This is a genomic window from Streptomyces sp. 3330, assembly GCF_031456635.1.
Taxonomy (GTDB): Bacteria; Actinomycetota; Actinomycetes; order Streptomycetales; family Streptomycetaceae; genus Streptomyces.
In genome coordinates this window covers 94532-109568 of record NZ_JAVDVA010000005.1, presented here as the reverse complement: position 1 = coordinate 109568, position 15037 = coordinate 94532, and the positions used below count along the sequence as shown (strand labels likewise).

15 protein-coding genes are annotated in these 15037 nt (G+C 74.7%); 5 read left to right on the top strand and 10 right to left on the bottom strand.

What is annotated here, in order from left to right; all coding sequences use genetic code 11:
- The first annotated feature begins 53 nt into the window (after positions 1-53).
- Positions 54-2357: a glycoside hydrolase family 3 N-terminal domain-containing protein gene (locus J2X68_RS10715; protein ID WP_310432223.1), complete on the top strand. Its 2304-nt coding sequence runs from the start codon at positions 54-56 to the stop codon at positions 2355-2357.
- Between the two features lie 111 nt (positions 2358-2468).
- Here the strand turns inward: J2X68_RS10715 and J2X68_RS10710 are convergent, their stop codons facing one another.
- Genes J2X68_RS10710 through tsaB form a run of 4 tightly spaced genes read right to left on the bottom strand, consistent with a single transcriptional unit; the run spans position 2469 to position 5035 of the window.
- A complete protein-coding gene (locus J2X68_RS10710) occupies positions 2469-2723 on the bottom strand; it encodes a hypothetical protein (protein WP_310432222.1) in 255 nt (84 codons plus the stop codon).
- Positions 2720-3817 carry a tRNA (adenosine(37)-N6)-threonylcarbamoyltransferase complex transferase subunit TsaD gene (tsaD, locus tag J2X68_RS10705; RefSeq protein WP_310432221.1) on the bottom strand — a complete coding sequence of 366 codons (1098 nt, stop codon included), beginning with the start codon at positions 3815-3817 and terminating at the stop codon, positions 2720-2722. The genes J2X68_RS10710 and tsaD overlap by 4 nt, the downstream gene beginning before the upstream one ends.
- Positions 3810-4340: a GNAT family N-acetyltransferase gene (locus J2X68_RS10700; RefSeq protein WP_310432459.1), complete on the bottom strand. Its 531-nt coding sequence runs from the start codon at positions 4338-4340 to the stop codon at positions 3810-3812. Before J2X68_RS10700 ends, tsaD begins: the two co-directional genes overlap by 8 nt.
- Positions 4341-4381: 41 nt before the next feature.
- A complete protein-coding gene (gene tsaB / locus J2X68_RS10695; protein WP_310432220.1) occupies positions 4382-5035 on the bottom strand; it encodes a tRNA (adenosine(37)-N6)-threonylcarbamoyltransferase complex dimerization subunit type 1 TsaB in 654 nt (217 codons plus the stop codon).
- A 111-nt stretch (positions 5036-5146) separates the two neighbouring features.
- Between tsaB and J2X68_RS10690 the strand changes: the two genes are divergently transcribed.
- The gene (locus tag J2X68_RS10690; RefSeq protein ID WP_310432219.1) at positions 5147-5698 is read left to right on the top strand and encodes a hypothetical protein; all 552 of its coding nucleotides are present in this window, start codon (positions 5147-5149) and stop codon (positions 5696-5698) included.
- Between the two features lie 160 nt (positions 5699-5858).
- Positions 5859-6029 (top strand): hypothetical protein, encoded by a 171-nt coding sequence (locus J2X68_RS10685; RefSeq protein ID WP_310432218.1) that lies wholly within the window; start codon positions 5859-5861, stop codon positions 6027-6029.
- A 51-nt stretch (positions 6030-6080) separates the two neighbouring features.
- Here the strand turns inward: J2X68_RS10685 and tsaE are convergent, their stop codons facing one another.
- From tsaE to J2X68_RS10655, 6 genes are all read right to left on the bottom strand, one after another.
- Positions 6081-6611, bottom strand: coding sequence for a tRNA (adenosine(37)-N6)-threonylcarbamoyltransferase complex ATPase subunit type 1 TsaE (gene tsaE, locus J2X68_RS10680; protein ID WP_310432217.1), 531 nt, complete (start codon positions 6609-6611; stop codon positions 6081-6083).
- Positions 6580-7830, bottom strand: a complete 1251-nt coding sequence (locus J2X68_RS10675; RefSeq protein WP_310432216.1) for an alpha/beta hydrolase — start codon at positions 7828-7830, stop codon at positions 6580-6582. The genes tsaE and J2X68_RS10675 overlap by 32 nt, the downstream gene beginning before the upstream one ends.
- A 55-nt stretch (positions 7831-7885) precedes the next feature.
- Complete coding sequence (gene alr, locus J2X68_RS10670) at positions 7886-9049, bottom strand: alanine racemase (protein ID WP_310432215.1); 1164 nt, start codon at positions 9047-9049, stop codon at positions 7886-7888.
- A 34-nt stretch (positions 9050-9083) separates the two neighbouring features.
- Positions 9084-9959: a L,D-transpeptidase family protein gene (locus J2X68_RS10665; protein WP_310432214.1), complete on the bottom strand. Its 876-nt coding sequence runs from the start codon at positions 9957-9959 to the stop codon at positions 9084-9086.
- 153 nt (positions 9960-10112) lie between these two features.
- Complete coding sequence (locus tag J2X68_RS10660; RefSeq protein ID WP_310432213.1) at positions 10113-11552, bottom strand: NAD(P)H-hydrate dehydratase; 1440 nt, start codon at positions 11550-11552, stop codon at positions 10113-10115.
- A 168-nt stretch (positions 11553-11720) separates the two neighbouring features.
- A complete protein-coding gene (locus J2X68_RS10655; RefSeq protein ID WP_310432212.1) occupies positions 11721-12092 on the bottom strand; it encodes a holo-ACP synthase in 372 nt (123 codons plus the stop codon).
- Between the two features lie 186 nt (positions 12093-12278).
- Between J2X68_RS10655 and J2X68_RS10650 the strand changes: the two genes are divergently transcribed.
- On the top strand, positions 12279-13268 hold the full coding sequence (locus J2X68_RS10650) for a hypothetical protein (RefSeq protein WP_310432211.1): 990 nt from the start codon (positions 12279-12281) through the stop codon (positions 13266-13268).
- On the top strand, positions 13265-15016 hold the full coding sequence (locus J2X68_RS10645; protein WP_310432210.1) for an insulinase family protein: 1752 nt from the start codon (positions 13265-13267) through the stop codon (positions 15014-15016). The genes J2X68_RS10650 and J2X68_RS10645 overlap by 4 nt, the downstream gene beginning before the upstream one ends.
- The last annotated feature ends 21 nt before the right edge of the window (positions 15017-15037 follow it).

Genomic DNA, 15037 nt, shown 5'->3' with positions numbered 1-15037 from the left:
CTGTCCGCACCGACTGTCCACCTGGTGGCTCACCGACCTCTGACAGGAGTTTCATGACCACCGCCCCCTGGCGTGACCCCGCCCTGCCCGCCGCCGCCCGTGTCGACGACCTCCTCGCCCGGATGACCCTGGAGGAGAAGACCGCCCAGCTGTACGGCGTGTGGGTCGGCGCCGCGACGGACGGCGACGGAGTCGCCCCGCATCAGCACGACATGACCGCCGACTACGACTGGGACGAGCTGATCACCCGGGGGCTCGGCCAGCTGACCCGGTCCTTCGGCACCGCGCCCGTCGACCCCGCGCTCGGCGCCCGCGCGCTGGCCCTCGCCCAGCGCCGGATCGCCGCGGCCGGCCGCTTCGGCATCCCGGCCGTCGCCCACGAGGAGTGCCTGGCCGGTTTCACCGCCTGGCGGGCGACCGCCTACCCGGTCCCGCTGGCCTGGGGCGCCGCCTTCGACCCGCCGCTGGTGGAGGAGATGGGCCGGGCGATCGGCCGCGACCTGCGCGCGGTCGGCGTGCACCAGGGCCTCGCCCCCGTCCTGGACGTCGTCCGCGACCCGCGCTGGGGACGGGTCGAGGAGACCATCGGCGAGGACCCGTACCTGGTCGGCACGGTCGGGACGGCCTATGTCCGCGGGCTGGAGTCCGCCGGGATCGTCGCCACTCTCAAGCACTTCGCGGGGTATGCCTCCTCGGCGGGCGCCCGCAACCTGGCCCCGGTGCGGGCGGGCACCCGGGAGTTCGCCGACGTGACCCTGCCGCCCTTCGAGATGGCGCTGCGCGAGGGCGGCGCCCGCTCGGTCATGGCGGCCTACACGGAGCGCGACGGTATCCCGGCCTCCGCCGATCCCGAGCTGCTGACCCGCCTCCTGCGGGAGGAGTGGGGCTTCACCGGCACGGTCGTCGCCGACTACTTCGGCATCGGCTTCCTCCAGACCCTGCACCGGGTCGCCGGCACCCCCGCGGAAGCGGCCCACCTCGCCCTGGCGGCCGGCATCGACGTCGAGCTGCCCACCGTGAAGTACTACGGGGAGGCCCTGATCGCGGCCGTGCGCGCCGGCGGGCTCCCCGAGGAGCTGGTCGACCGGGCCGCCCGCCGCGTCCTGCTCCAGAAGTGCGAACTGGGCCTGCTGGACGAGGACTGGCAGCCGCCGAGCCCCGAGTCGGTCGACCTCGACACGGCGGGGAACCGCGCCCTGGCCCGCCGGCTGGCGGAGGAGTCGGTGGTCCTGCTGGACAACCCCGACGGGCTGCTCCCCCTCGCCCCCGACACCCGCGTCGCGGTGGTCGGCCCGCGGGCCGCCGACGCGCTGGCGATGCTGGGCTGCTACTCCTTCCCGTCCCATGTCCTCACCCACCACCCCGAGGTGGACCTGGGCATCGGCATCCCCACCGTGCTGGAGTCCCTGCGGACCGAACTGCCCGACGCGAAGGTCACGTTCACCGAAGGGTGCGGGGTCTCGGACCCGGACCCCTCCGGCTTCACCGAGGCCATCGCCCGCGCCGCGGAGGCGGACGTCTGTGTGGCCGTCCTGGGCGACCGGGCGGGCCTGTTCGGCCGCGGCACCTCGGGCGAGGGCTGCGACGTGGCCGACCTGACCCTGCCCGGCGTCCAGGGCGAACTGCTGGACGCGCTGGTCGCGACGGGCGTCCCGGTCGTCCTGGTCCTGCTCACCGGCCGCCCCTACGCGCTCGGCCGCTGGCACGGGCGGCTGGGAGCGGTCGTCCAGGCGTTCTTCCCGGGCGAGGAGGGCGGCCCGGCGGTGGCGGGCGTGCTGTCGGGCCGGGTGAACCCCTCGGGCCGCCTCCCGGTGAGCGTGCCGCGCCTGCCGGGCGGCCAGCCCTGGACCTACCTCCAGCCGCCGCTGGGCCTGGCCGGCGAGGTCAGCAACCTGGACCCGACCCCGCTGTACCCGTTCGGACACGGGCGCACGTACACGGAGTTCGGGTGGGAGGACTTCTCCGGCCCGGACGCGGAGATCGGCACGGACGGCTCGTACGACCTGGCGGTCACGGTCCGCAACACCGGGGAGCGGGCGGGCGCCGAGGTCGTGCAGCTCTATCTGCACGACCCGGTGGCGAGCGTGACCCGTCCCGACGTACGACTGATCGGCTATCAGCGGCTGGAGCTGGCGGCGGGCGGAGCGGCGCGGGTGACCTTCCGCTTCCACGCCGACCTGTCGGCGTTCACCGACCGCGCGGGACGCCGGGTGGTCGAACCCGGGGATCTGGAGCTGCGGCTGGGGACGTCCAGCGGACAGACGCGGGAGGTCGCCCGGGTGCGGCTCACCGGACCGGTGCGCGAGGTGGGGGCCGAGCGGCGGCTGCGGTGCGAGGCGGACGTCCTGCCGCGTTGACGCGTCCACGGGCGGTGCCCGTCCGCGGCGACGACGCGGTGCACTCCCCCGGGGCCCCGGCACCCGGCGCGCCCGGGGCACGGGGGCGCGAGGGCACGGGGGCCGGAGGCGCTACCCGTCGACCGGCTCGAACCGCCACCGGTGCGGTGCCCGGCTCGCCAACCCCGCTTCGGGATCCGGGAGTTCGGGGAGGACGGCCTCGTGGTCGGCGTCCCACCAGGTGATGACCAGCACCCGGTCCTGCGGGGCGCGGAAGGTCTCCCGGCGCGCGGGAGCGGGCGCGAGGTCCTGCGCCCGCGCCCAGGCCAGCAGTTCCTCGCCCCGGCCGGCGACCGCCCGGGCCTCCCACATCAGCGCGACCGTCATGAGTACAGGTTGCCCTTGCTGACCTCGTGGACGTGGTCGTGGCCGGGGGCGTTGCCGGGCACGTGCGGGTCGGTCACCGGCAGCGAGGAGTCCGCCGACAGGTCCCAGCCGGAGGCGGCGCGTCCCCGGGCCACCATCTCCGCGCCCAGGGCGGCCACCATCGCGCCGTTGTCCGTGCACAGCTTGGGGCGCGGGACGCGCAGCCGGATCCCGGCGGCCTCGCAGCGCTCCTGGGCCAGGGCCCGCAGCCGGGTGTTCGCGGCCACGCCGCCGCCGATCATCAGGTGGTCGACGCCCTCGTCCCGGCAGGCCCGTACGGCCTTGCGGGTCAGCACGTCCACGACCGCCTCCTGGAAGGAGGCCGCCACGTCACGGACCGGGACCTCCTCGCCCGCCGCGCGCTTCGCCTCGATCCAGCGGGCGACCGCCGTCTTCAGACCGGAGAAGGAGAAGTCGTACACCGGGTCCCGCGGGCCGGTCAGGCCGCGCGGGAACGCGATCGCCTTCGGGTCGCCCTCCCGCGCGTAACGGTCGATGACCGGGCCGCCCGGGAAGCCCAGGTTCAGCACCCGGGCGATCTTGTCGAAGGCCTCGCCCGCCGCGTCGTCGATCGTCGCGCCCATCGGACGGACGTCGGAGGTGATGTCGGTGGACAGCAGCAGGGACGAGTGGCCGCCGGACACCAGCAGCGCCATCGTCGGCTCGGGCAGCGCGCCGTGCTCCAGCTGGTCCACGCAGATGTGGGAGGCGAGGTGGTTCACGCCGTAGAGGGGCTTGCCGAGGGCGTAGGCGTACGCCTTCGCCGCCGAGACGCCGACCAGCAGGGCGCCCGCGAGGCCGGGACCGGCGGTGACCGCGATGCCGTCGAGGTCCTTCGGGCTCACCCCCGCTTCCTTCAGCGCCCGCTCGATGGTCGGGACCATCGCCTCCAGGTGGGCCCGGGACGCCACCTCCGGCACGACCCCGCCGAAACGGGCGTGCTCGTCGACGCTGGAGGCGATCGCGTCCGCCAGCAGGGTCGTCCCGCGCACGACGCCGACGCCGGTCTCGTCGCAGGAGGTCTCGATCCCCAGAACCAGGGGTTCGTCAGCCATTGTTCTCGGTTTCCTGTGTCCCTTGTACCGGGGTCGGTACGGATGTCGATGGATCGGTCAGCCGCATCACCAGGGCGTCCACGTTCCCCGGCTGGTAGTAGCCGCGCCGGAAGCCGATGGCCTCGAAGCCGAAGCGCTCGTAGAGCTTCTGGGCGCGGACGTTGTCGATCCGGCACTCCAGCATGACCTCGCCGCACTCGAAGGCGGTCGCCGCGCGCAGCAGCTCCGTCAGCAGGCGGCCGCCGAGCCCGGTGCCCCAGTGGCCGCGGGCGACGGCGATGGTCTGGACGTCGGCGACCGCGGCGAAGCCGCTGTCGGACCCCGTGCCGGCGGCGGCCAGGCCCGCGTACCCGACGATCCGCTCGCCCTCGGGCGTGGTCTCGACCGCGACGACATAGCGCCGGGTCGCCTCGGGGCCGCGGGCATGGGCCAGGTCGGACCAGAACATGCCCCGTGACCAGGCGTCCTCGGGGAAGAGGTCCTTCTCCAGCTCCAGCACGGGTTCGATGTCCCACCAGCGCATCTCCCGCAGCACGGGCCGGCCGGACGGGTTGGCGGCGTCGGTCACTTGGGGGTGACCACCTTGTAGTTCTTCGGCACCTGGGCGTCCGGCCTGCGCAGGTACAGCGGGCGCGGGGCCGGCAGCTCCTCGCCCCGGGCCAGCCGCTCGGCGGCCAGCGAGGCCAGGGCGGCGGCGGAGACGTGCTCGGGCTCGTGCGCGTCCGGGAAGGTGTCCGGGTACAGCAGCGCGCCCGCGCCCACGGACGGCAGTCCGGCCACCTCGTCGGCGATGTCGGCGGGCCGGTCCACCGCGGGCCCCGAGACGCGGGTCCGGGAGTTGTCGTACCGCGCCCAGTAGACCTCCTTGCGGCGGGCGTCGGTCGCCACGACGAAGGGGCCTTCGAGGTCGGAGGCGTAGGCGAGGCCGTCGAGCGTGCACAGGCCGTGCACCGGGACGCCGAGCGCGAGCCCGAAGGTGTCGGCGGTCATCAGGCCGACTCTCAGTCCCGTGTACGGGCCGGGGCCGACGCCGACGACGATCCCGGTGACGGCGTCGAGACTGCGCCCGGCGCCGGCGAGCAGCCGGTCCACGGCCGGCAGCAGCAGCTCGCCGTGCCGGCGCGCGTCCACCTGACTCGAGGAGGCGATGACGTCCGTGCCGTCGTGGAGCGCGACGGTGACGGCGGGGGTGGCGGTATCCAGAGCGAGCAAGAGCACGCAAACAGCCTACGGCTCCCGTGCCCCGGACATGGCCGCACCGGTCGGAGGCGTGAGGACTGCTAACGTCGCCGCGAAACGTGACGTACGGGACAGACTGGGTGGTCGTCGATGCCAAGCAACAGCGCGACTTTCGTGGCCGGGCTCACCTCGGCGGCTCTGGCGACGGTCGCGTTCCTGACGTTCCAGGCGTCGGCCGAGGCGCCGGCCGACCTGTCCCGGCCGCAGCGCAGCGGCGCTCCCGCGAAGGCGGTGAAGGCGCCCCGGGACAAGGACCGTCCCGCCGCGCTGCCGGCCGACTCCGGTCTCGGCGCGCGGGTCGTCTACTCGCTGGACGACGACCGGGTGTGGCTGGTGAGGCCGGACGGCGCGGTCAAGCGCACGTTCAAGGTGGCCCCCGGCAGTGTGGACCCGCTCCCGGGCACCTACGCGGTCACCTCCCGAGCGGGCGCCGTCACCGGCACCGACGGCACGCCGATCGAGCACGTCGTGCGCTTCGCGACCGTGCACAACGTGACGATCGGTTTCAGCGCGGCGCTGGACGGCTCGCTGCCCGAGCCCGACCCGACGGTGAAGACGGGCGGCATCCGGCAGACCGTCGCGGACGGCGACGCGATGTGGGACTTCGCGACGATCGGCCAGACCGTCGTCGTGATCCCGTAGGCGCCGCTCGTCCCCGGACGGCACGGCCGAGTGTCTCGTGAACGTTCCGACAAGACGTCGGCAAAATGTTGCGCCGGGTGTCCCGCGCGTGGTCACATGGTATCAACTTCGTAGTTAGGTCTACCTAACTACGCCCGCCCCCGAACCTCAGGAGGCGTCCATGTCGGTCACCGAACCCGAGGGCCGGCCGTCGCGGCCGTTCACGCTCGCCGGTGTGTCCATGCGGGAGCTGCTCGCCTCGTGCGCGGCCGCGGAAGCGGTCTCGACCCCTCCGCGGCTGCCCGACCCGGCGCTCGCGAAGCAGCCGGTGGAGCGCCCCGAGGCGGCGTGAGGCCCCACCGGCGGCCGGTCGCGGCCACCCGTCCGGCCCACCGGGCGCTGGTCAGGCCGACAGCACGCCGAGGTCCACCGGGGCCCAGCGCTCGCCGAGCCCCGTCACCGTCACGTGCCGCACCTCGTCCGTGGTGTCGCCGACGGCCCGGTGGATGAGGACCTGGAGCCGCTCGTCGGTCAGCTCCTCGACCTTGCCCTCGCCCCACTCCACGACGATCACGGACGCGGGCAGTGACACGTCCAGGTCGAGGTCCTCCATCTCGTCGAGCCCGCCGCCCAGGCGGTAGGCGTCGACGTGGACGAGCGGCGGCCCGTCCCCGAGCGGGGGGTGGACACGGGCGATCACGAACGTCGGGGAGGTGACCGCGCCCCTCACCCCGAGCCCCGCGCCGAGCCCGCGGGTGAGCGTCGTCTTGCCCGCGCCGAGTTCCCCGCTGAGCATCACGAGGTCGCCCGCGCGCAACAGCTCGGCGAGCCGGCGGCCCAGCTCACCCATCTGTTCGGGGGAGTTCACGACGATGTCGACGCGGTTTCCGAGAGACCCGGGCTCAGCCGGGTTGTGCGCTGCTGGTGCTTCCATAGCCGTTCACGGTAGCTCCTGCGGGCACGGCGCCCGCGCGGGTGAGCAGGTCGGCGAGGCGGTCGGTGACCACTTCCGGGTGTTCCAGCATCACCAGGTGCCCGGCGTCGGGCACGAGGACCAGTTCGGCGTCCGGCAGCAGGTCGGCGATCGCCTCGCTGTGCTCGCTCGGTGTGACGAGGTCCCCGATCCCGGCGAGCACCAGCACCGGCATGTCGGTGAAACCGGCCAGCGCCCCGGTCTTGTCGTGGTCCGTGAACGCCGGGTAGAACTCGGCGACCACGTCGATCGGCGTGCCCTCGATCATCCGCTCGGCGAACCGCGCCACCGCCGGATCCACGTCCCGCGAAGCGAACGAGTACCGCTTGATGATCCCGGCGAAGAGATCGGCGGTGGCCCGCCGCCCCTTCTCCACCAGCGCCGCCTGCTGGCCCAGCGCCTTCAGCACCCCCGGCAGCACCCGCCGCACCGCGTTCACGCCCGCGACCGGCAGCCCGAAGTTGACCTCGCCGAGCCGCCCCGACGACGTGCCCACGAAGGCCGTGGCGACGACCCGCTCGCGGATCAGCTCGGGGTGCAGCGCGGCCAGGGCCATCACCGTCATACCGCCCATGGAGTGCCCGACGAGCACCACCGGCCCCTCCGGCACGGCCGCGTCGATGACGGCCCTCAGGTCGTGCCCCAGCTGATCGATGGTGACCGGTTCGCCGTCCCGTATCTGGGCCGTGCCGCGCCCGGACCGGCCGTGACTGCGCTGGTCCCAGTACACCGTCCGTACGACACCGCGCAGGGCCGCCCGCTGGAAGTGCCAGGAGTCCTGGTTGAGGCAGTAGCCGTGACTGAAGACCACGGTGACGGGGAGCGGGGCCTTGCGCCCGAAGAGCCTGCGCCGCCGGTTCGCCGGTCCGCCCTGCGGCTCGACGTCGTCGACCTCGTAGTACAGCTCGGTGCCGTCCTCGGCGTACGCCTTGCCGGGGGTGCCGCGCAGGCCGCCGTACGGGCCCGTCGCGTCGAGGGCGAGCCGGGCCTTCGCCCGCATGCCGCGCCCGACGGTCATCCGCTCCAGGGCGACGCCCGCCGCGGCGCCCGCGGCGATCACGCCTATCGCGGCGCCGGCGATGCCGGTCGCCCTGCGCCACCCCCCGCCCGCCCCCGTGGCGGAGGCGGCAACCACCGCCGAGGCGGCGCTCGCCACCGCCTCCGCGCTGCTCTCGCTCACGTACCGCTCCTCTGTGGCCGATGCCCGTGTACTGACTGCGGGTTACCCGTCCTGGTCACTCATTCACATAGACGCGAGGAACGCGTGATCCGATGCGCGTGACGATCTCGTACCCGATGGTTCCGGCCGCCTGGGCCCAGTCCTGCGCCGTGGGTTCACCGCGGTCGCCCGGTCCGAAGAGGATCGCCTCCGCGCCGGGGCCGGGCTCGTCGCCGCCGAGATCGACGACGAACTGGTCCATGGCGATCCGGCCGGCCGCCGTCCGCCACTTGCCGGCGACCAGCACCGGTCCGCTCCCCGAGGCGTGCCGGGGAACACCGTCCGCGTAGCCGAGCGGGACCAGCCCGAGGGTGGTCTCGCCCGGGGTGACGTAGTGATGGCCGTAGCTGACGCCGTGGCCGCCCGGGACGTGCTTCACGAGGGCCAGCGAGGCCGCGAGGGTCATCACCGGGCGCAGCCCGAAGTCGGCGGCGGAGCCCAGTTCGGGGCTGGGCGAGAGGCCGTACATCGCGATGCCCGGGCGGACCAGGTCGAAGTGGGTCTCCGGGAGCGTGAGCGTGGCCGGGGAGTTGGCGATGTGCCGCACCTCGGGCCGCACGCCCTGCCGCTCGGCGTAGGCCACCATCTCGTGGAAGCGGTCGAGCTGGGGCGCGACGGAGGGATGCCCGGGCTCGTCGGCGCAGGCGAAGTGCGACCACAGCCCGGTGACCCGGAGCAGCCCCTCGCCCTCGGCCCGCAGCGCCTCGCCCACCAGCTCGGGCCAGTCGGCGGGCTGGCAGCCGTTGCGCCCGAGCCCGGTGTCGGCCTTGAGCTGCACGCGGGCGGCCCGCCCGGCGGCCCGTGCCCCCTCGACGGCCTCCCGCAGAGCCCAGAGCCCGCTCACCGACACGTCGATGCCGGCCTCGACGGCCTCCCGCCAGGGCCCGCCCGGCGTCCACAGCCAGCACATGATCCTGACGTCCGCCGGCAGCCCGCCGTCCGCGCGCAGCGCCAGCGCCTCCTCGGGTGTGGCGGTGCCCACCCAGCCGGCGCCGGCCGCGACCGCGGCGCGGGCGCAGGGGGCGGCGCCGTGCCCGTACCCGTCGGCCTTCACCACGGCCATGAACTCCGCGCCCGGCGCCTTGGCGCGCAGCGTACGCACGTTGGCCCGCAGCGCGGCCAGGTCGATCTCGGCACGGGCGCGCGAGGGGGCGGCGGGCGGCTTGGCAGTCTCAGTCATCGCGCCCAGTGTCTCAGAGGGCCCGGACAGCCCCCTAGGTACCGGGCCGGTGCCCCCACACGTAGACCCGGTCGCCCTTCTTCAGGACACCCCACAGCCTGCGCGCGTCGGCGACGGTGAGATTGACGCAGCCCATGGAGCCGACGGTGGTGTGGATGCTGTCGTAGACGGCGTGGAAGGCCTGCCCGCCGTCGAAGAACTGCGCATACGGCATAGGGGCGTTGTAGAGCGTCGAGACGTGGTTCTTGTGCCGCCAGTAGATGGTGTGCCACCCCTTGCGGGTCGGGTGCACGGCCCGTCCGCTGCGCATCGACACGGGGCCGAAGACGACCTTCGTGCCCTTCTGCACCCAGGTCAGCTGCCGGTCGAGATCGACGCAGGCGACCCGGTGGGTGCGCACCGGGCACTTCTTGCGGGCGTTGGGGTTCTTCCGCGCGGCGACGAGCTGCATCCGCGCCCAGGTGACGGGCCCGGCGAACCCGATCGCGGGCTGGATCCCCTGCTGCCGCTGGAACGCCCGGATGGCCTTGCAGTCGGCGGCGGACTGCTTCCCGTCCACGGTCAGCTTCAGCCACCGCTCGACCGCCCGCTGGTAGGGCCCGGCCTGCTTGCTGCACGCCACCCGGGTCATCACCTCGTCCAGCGGCACGTGCTCGACGAGCGCGTACGTGCCCTCCGCCGCGTCCCGCGGCTCGACGGCGTCCTCGGCGGCGGTGGGCGTGTAGACCCTCGGCGCGAGCACCTGGTCGGGCGTGTCGATCTCCCAGGAGGGAGAAGACGGAGGGAAGGGGGCGGACGGGGTGGACGGAGGGGCCGGAGGGGCCGGAGGCGGAGCGGCGCGAGCGGGCGTGCCCAGGGGAAGAAGCGCGACGGCGGCCAGGAGGAGAGCCGCGGTTCGTGTGCTGAACATCCGATCAGACAAGCGCGCCCGATACGTCCCTCCGGACTGCCGCGCGGCGGCTTCACCCTTTCAGCGGGGGGACGGTGGTCCCATCCGTACGGCGTTCGAGGACACCGCCCGTTCAGTGCCGAAAGGCCGCAAAGGGGTCGGCGACCCGGCCCCTCACCGCCGCACGTCCCGCCAGGCCCCCGCGACCGCCGCGGCCACCTCGTGCGCGCCCACCGGCGCGCCGTCCGCGGCGAACCGCCCCGCCAGCCCGTGCAGATAGGCCCCCGCGCTCCCCGCGTCCAGCGCGCTCAGCCCCGCCGCCAGCAACGACCCCGCGAGCCCGGACAGCACGTCACCGCTGCCGGCCGTGGCCAGCCAGGCCGTCCCCGTCGCGTTCACCCGCACCACCCCCGCGCCCCCGGCGTCCGCGACCAACGTCGTCGACCCCTTCAGCAGGACGGTCGCCCGGTAGCGGGCCGCCAGCTCCCGCACGGAACGCAGCCGGGCCCCCTCCACCTCCTCCCGCGCCACCCCCAGCAGCGCGGCCGCCTCCCCCGCGTGCGGCGTCATCAGCGTCGGCGCGGTCCGCCCCCGCACCGCGTCGGCGTCCGCGAGCCGCAGCCCGTCGGCGTCGATCAGCACCGGCACGTCGGCGTCCAGCACCTCCGCCACCGTCTGCGCGTCGTCCCCGGCGCCCGGCCCGACCACCCACGCCTGCACCCGCCCGGCCTGCCGGGGCCCCCGGTCGGAGACGAGCGTCTCGGGGAACCGCGCCACGACCGCGTCCCCGGCCGGCCCCACGTACCGCACGGCCCCCGCACCGCCCCGCAGCGCGCCCGCGACGGCCAGCACGGCGGCCCCCGGATACCGGGCGGAACCGGCGGCGATCCCGACGACACCCCGCCGGTACTTGTCGCTCTCCCCGCCGGGCACGGGCAGCAGGGCGGCCACGTCCGCGTGCTGGAGGGCCGCCAGCTCGGGCTCGGCGGGCAGCTCGCCCCCGAGCCCGATGTCGACGAGCCGCACCGAACCGGCGTACTCCCGCGCCGGATCGACGAGCAGCCCCAGCTTGTGCGTCCCGAAGGTGACGGTGAGGTCGGCGCGGATCGCCTCCCCGTGCACCTCGCCGGTGTCCGCGTCGACCCCGCTGGGCAGATCGACGGCGACGACGGCGGCCCCGGTCCCGGCGACGATCGCGGCCAGCGAGGCGGCGTCCGGCCGCAGCCCGCCCTTCCCGCCGATCCCGACGATGCCGTCGAGCACCAGGTCGGCCCGCCGGACGACGGGTTCGGCGCCGGCGGCCTCGACCGCGCGCCCGCCGGCCCCCCGCAGGGCCGCCAGTCCACCGGCGTGGGTCCGCCCGGGCGCAAGCAGCACCGCGGTCACGCCCGCCCCGCGCCGGGCGAGCCGGGCGCCGGCGTACAGGGCGTCACCGCCGTTGTCGCCGCTGCCGACCAGCAGCACGACCCGGCGCCCGTACACCCGCCCCAGCAGGTCGGCGCAGGCGGCGGCGAGCCCGGCGGCGGCCCGCTGCATGAGGGCCCCTTCCGGAACCCGGGCCATCAGCTCCCGTTCGGCACGACGGACGGTCTCGACGCGGTAGGCAGTACGCATACGGTCGAGTCTCCCCCGGACTCCCCCGCCCCCGCACGCCGTCGGCCCACGTCCCGTTCCGCGGCCCGTGCCTCGGTCCGCCCCGCGGGCGGCGGGCGGCTCGGACGGCGTGGGGCTTCTCCTCGGTTCGCGGGCGTCCCGCACCGCGCCCGCGGGCCGCCCGGCGGCTCAGCCCTCGGCGACCACCACGGCCGAGGCGACCCCCGCGTCGTGACTCAACGACACATGCCAGCTGCACACCCCCAGTTCGGCCGCCCGCGCCGCGACGCTCCCCCGCACCCGCAGCCGGGGCCGCCCGTTCTCCTCGACGTACACCTCCGCGTCCGTCCACAGCAGCCCGGGCGGCGCCCCCAGCGCCTTGGCGAGAGCCTCCTTCGCGGCGAACCGGGCCGCCAGCGAGGCGACGCCGCGCCGCTCCCCGCTCGGCAGCAGGAGCTCGCTGTCCAGGAACAACCGCCGGGCCAGCCCCGGCGTGCGTTCCAACGACGCCGCGAACCGCTCGATCTCGGCCACGTCGATACCGACCCCGATGATGCTCATGCCGAGCACCCTACGGCCGGACCGTCACAGCCTGCTGCTAGCCTGCGGCGACTTGATCAAGCCGGGTCGCACCGGATGACTCCGCATCACATCGCGCGGTCATCCGGTCACCTCGGTGAAGAACCCGCCGCGCGCCCTGGGGGGCCAGCCCGCGCGCCGCGGACGGCTACGCCAGGGGGCGGAGGAATGACCAGCACCACCAACGGCATGTCCGGAGGCGGACCCACGAGCGCCGGGGGACCCACCTTCGACCCGTACGACAACACACCCGAGCTGATCCCGCTGCGCACCGCCGCGCAGGCCGGGCACTGGCCGACGGTGCGGGCCTTCTTCGCGGGGCTCGACTCGGTCGACAAGCTCGCCTCCGCCGCCGGTCTGCTCGCCGACATCGCCGGCGTCGAGAACTTCCTGGAGCGGGCGGCGGCGGAATCGCCCGGCGACCCGCTGCCCCGCACGCTGCTCGCCCAGCGGTACGTCTACATCGGCTGGGACATCCGCAGCGGCGCCCGCGCCCAGCACGTCTCGCGGGACCAGTTCGCCCAGTTCCACGACTGGCTGCGCCGGGCCGAGCACCTGCTGATCGAGATCTGCGCCGAGCACCCCTCGTACGCCCCCGCCTGGACCGCCCGGCTGATGACCGCGCGCGGGCTCCAGCTGGGGCAGGCCGAGGCGCGCCGCCGCTACGACCGCCTGTCCGCCCACCATCCGCACCACTTCCACGCACAGGTCCAGCTGCTCCAGCAGCTGTGCCCGAAGTGGAGCGGCTCCTGGGAGGCGGCGCACGGCTTCGCCCGCGAATGCGCGACCGCGGCCCCCGACGGCTCGAACTCCGGCGCCCTGGTCGCCCTCGCGCACATCGAGCGCTGGCTGGACCTGGACGGCGGCGAGGACGCGGCCTACATGCGGGGCCCGTCGGTCCGCGACGACCTGCGCCACGCCGCCCAGGTCTCCGTGCTGCACCCGGCCCACCGGCCGGACTGGAACTCGATCGGCGCGCACAACGCGTTCGCGTTCGCCTTCTCGCTCGGCAACCACTGGGACCACGCGGCCCCGCACTTCGCCTTCCTCGGCGACCGCGCGTCCGAGTCCCCGTGGCACTACGTGCCCGACAAGAAGTCCGCGTTCCTCAAGTCCCGCAAGGCCGCGCTGGAATCCCGAGGAGGCGGCAACCGATGACCACCGACCTGCACGAGCCCGACCGCGCCGCTCTCGCCGCGCTCGACGGCCTCGTCTCGTACACCACCACCCAGCACATCCCGACCCTCTACGCCCCGGCCTCCGGCAAGGAGATCACCGCCGGCCTGTTCTTCCGGGTGGGCCGCGCCGACGAGACGCTGGCCACCGCCGGCCTCACCCACCTCGTCGAACACCTCGCCCTGCACCGCCTCGGCCTGTCCGATCTGCACTACAACGGCGCGACGGCGAACGCGTACACCCTCTTCCACGTCACCGGCGGCGAGGAGGAGGTGGTCACCTACCTCAACAGCGTGTGCGCGGGGCTGCGGGACCTGCCGATGGAGCGGCTGGAGACCGAGAAGGAGATCCTGCGCACGGAGGCGGCAGGCCGCGGCGGCGGCCCCCAGCAGCAGATGCCGCTGTGGCGGTACGGCGCCCAGGGCTACGGCCTGTCCAGCTACAACGAGCTCGGTACCTGGAGCCTGACCCCCGACCAGGTGCGCCACTGGGCCGAGACCCGCTTCACCAGGGACAACGCGGTGCTGTGGATCACCAGCGACCACGTCCCCGCGGGTTTGGACCTCACGCTCCCCGAGGGCGCCCGCTTCCCCGCGCCGGCCGCGACCAGCGCCCTGCCGACCACGCCCGCGTACATCAGCGGCGACGACGGCCATGTCGTCCTCACCTCGGTGCTCCGCCGCTCGACCGCGGCCAGCGTGTTCGCGGACGTCCTCGGCCGGGCCCTCTTCCAGGACCTGCGCCAGGAGGGCGGCTACTCCTACTCCGCGGAGGCCGACTACGCCCAGCGGGACGCCGACTTCGCCACCCTCACCGCGTACGCGGACTCGCTCCCGCAGAAGCAGGACGCGGTCGTCGGCGGCTTCGTCGACACGCTCGCCCGGCTGCGCGCGGGCCGCATCGAGCAGTCCGAGCTGGACTCCGTCCGCGCCAAGCTCCTCAAGATGTACGACACCCCCGACCTCGCGGCCGCCGCGCTCCCCTCCTACGCGCTGAGCCTGCTGCTCGGACACCGGATCCTCACCCCCGAGCAGCACCGGGCCGAGCTGAACGCGGTGACCACGGACGACCTGCGCGAGGTCGCCCGGGAGACCTGGGACAACGCGCTCCTCCAGGTGCCGGGCCGGGGTGTCGACTGGGCGGGGCTCACCCTCGCCCCCCAGCACTCCCGGGCCGCCCTGACCGGCACCCGCCACCAGTCCCTGGAGGACGACGAGGTCACCCTGGTCATCGGCGCCGAGGGAGTGAGCCTGCTGACCCCGCGGGGCCCGGTCACCGTCCGCTACGACGCCTGCGCGGCGATGACCACCCGGCCCGACGGTGCCCGCACCCTGACCGGCCACGACGGCTTCTCGGTCACCGTGGAGCCCACCCTGTTCCGAGGGGTGACGCCGGAACGCGTCGCCGCCCTCGACGCCGCCGTGCCCGCGGAGGCGACGGTACGGATGCCGGCCCGCGAGCCCGACCGCGTCCCGCAGCCGCGCAAGCGGACCTCCGGCCCGCGCTCCTCCGGCAACGGCCGCTCCACCGCGGGCTGGACCACCGCGCTCTGGCTCGTCGGCCTGCTCGCGGCGGTGTGGGGACTGCTGTGCGCCGTCATCACCGCCGACGAGGCCGCGGCCGCCGCCCCGGAGTGGGACGCGGTGGCCGGCGTCTGGATCCTGGAACTCCCCCTCGCCTTCGCGACCTGGAAGGTGTTCGCGGCAAGGCGGCAGCGCAGGCGGAGCTGACGCGTCGCTCCTGACCGTGGG

What these genes read in the sequence shown, in the direction of transcription:
- J2X68_RS10710 (WP_310432222.1), bottom strand. Translation starts at nt 2,723, where the DNA reads ATGACGGTCGCGCTGATGTGGGAGGCCCGGGCGGTCGCCGGCCGGGGC.
- J2X68_RS10650 (WP_310432211.1), top strand. Translation starts at nt 12,279, where the DNA reads ATGACCAGCACCACCAACGGCATGTCCGGAGGCGGACCCACGAGCGCC.
- alr (WP_310432215.1), bottom strand. Translation starts at nt 9,049, where the DNA reads ATGACTGAGACTGCCAAGCCGCCCGCCGCCCCCTCGCGCGCCCGTGCC.
- J2X68_RS10685 (WP_310432218.1), top strand. Translation starts at nt 5,859, where the DNA reads ATGTCGGTCACCGAACCCGAGGGCCGGCCGTCGCGGCCGTTCACGCTC.
- J2X68_RS10660 (WP_310432213.1), bottom strand. Translation starts at nt 11,552, where the DNA reads ATGCGTACTGCCTACCGCGTCGAGACCGTCCGTCGTGCCGAACGGGAG.
- J2X68_RS10645 (WP_310432210.1), top strand. Translation starts at nt 13,265, where the DNA reads ATGACCACCGACCTGCACGAGCCCGACCGCGCCGCTCTCGCCGCGCTC.
- J2X68_RS10715 (WP_310432223.1), top strand. Translation starts at nt 54, where the DNA reads ATGACCACCGCCCCCTGGCGTGACCCCGCCCTGCCCGCCGCCGCCCGT.
- tsaE (WP_310432217.1), bottom strand. Translation starts at nt 6,611, where the DNA reads ATGGAAGCACCAGCAGCGCACAACCCGGCTGAGCCCGGGTCTCTCGGA.
- J2X68_RS10655 (WP_310432212.1), bottom strand. Translation starts at nt 12,092, where the DNA reads ATGAGCATCATCGGGGTCGGTATCGACGTGGCCGAGATCGAGCGGTTC.
- J2X68_RS10700 (WP_310432459.1), bottom strand. Translation starts at nt 4,340, where the DNA reads ATGCGCTGGTGGGACATCGAACCCGTGCTGGAGCTGGAGAAGGACCTC.
- J2X68_RS10690 (WP_310432219.1), top strand. Translation starts at nt 5,147, where the DNA reads ATGCCAAGCAACAGCGCGACTTTCGTGGCCGGGCTCACCTCGGCGGCT.
- J2X68_RS10665 (WP_310432214.1), bottom strand. Translation starts at nt 9,959, where the DNA reads ATGTTCAGCACACGAACCGCGGCTCTCCTCCTGGCCGCCGTCGCGCTT.
- tsaD (WP_310432221.1), bottom strand. Translation starts at nt 3,817, where the DNA reads ATGGCTGACGAACCCCTGGTTCTGGGGATCGAGACCTCCTGCGACGAG.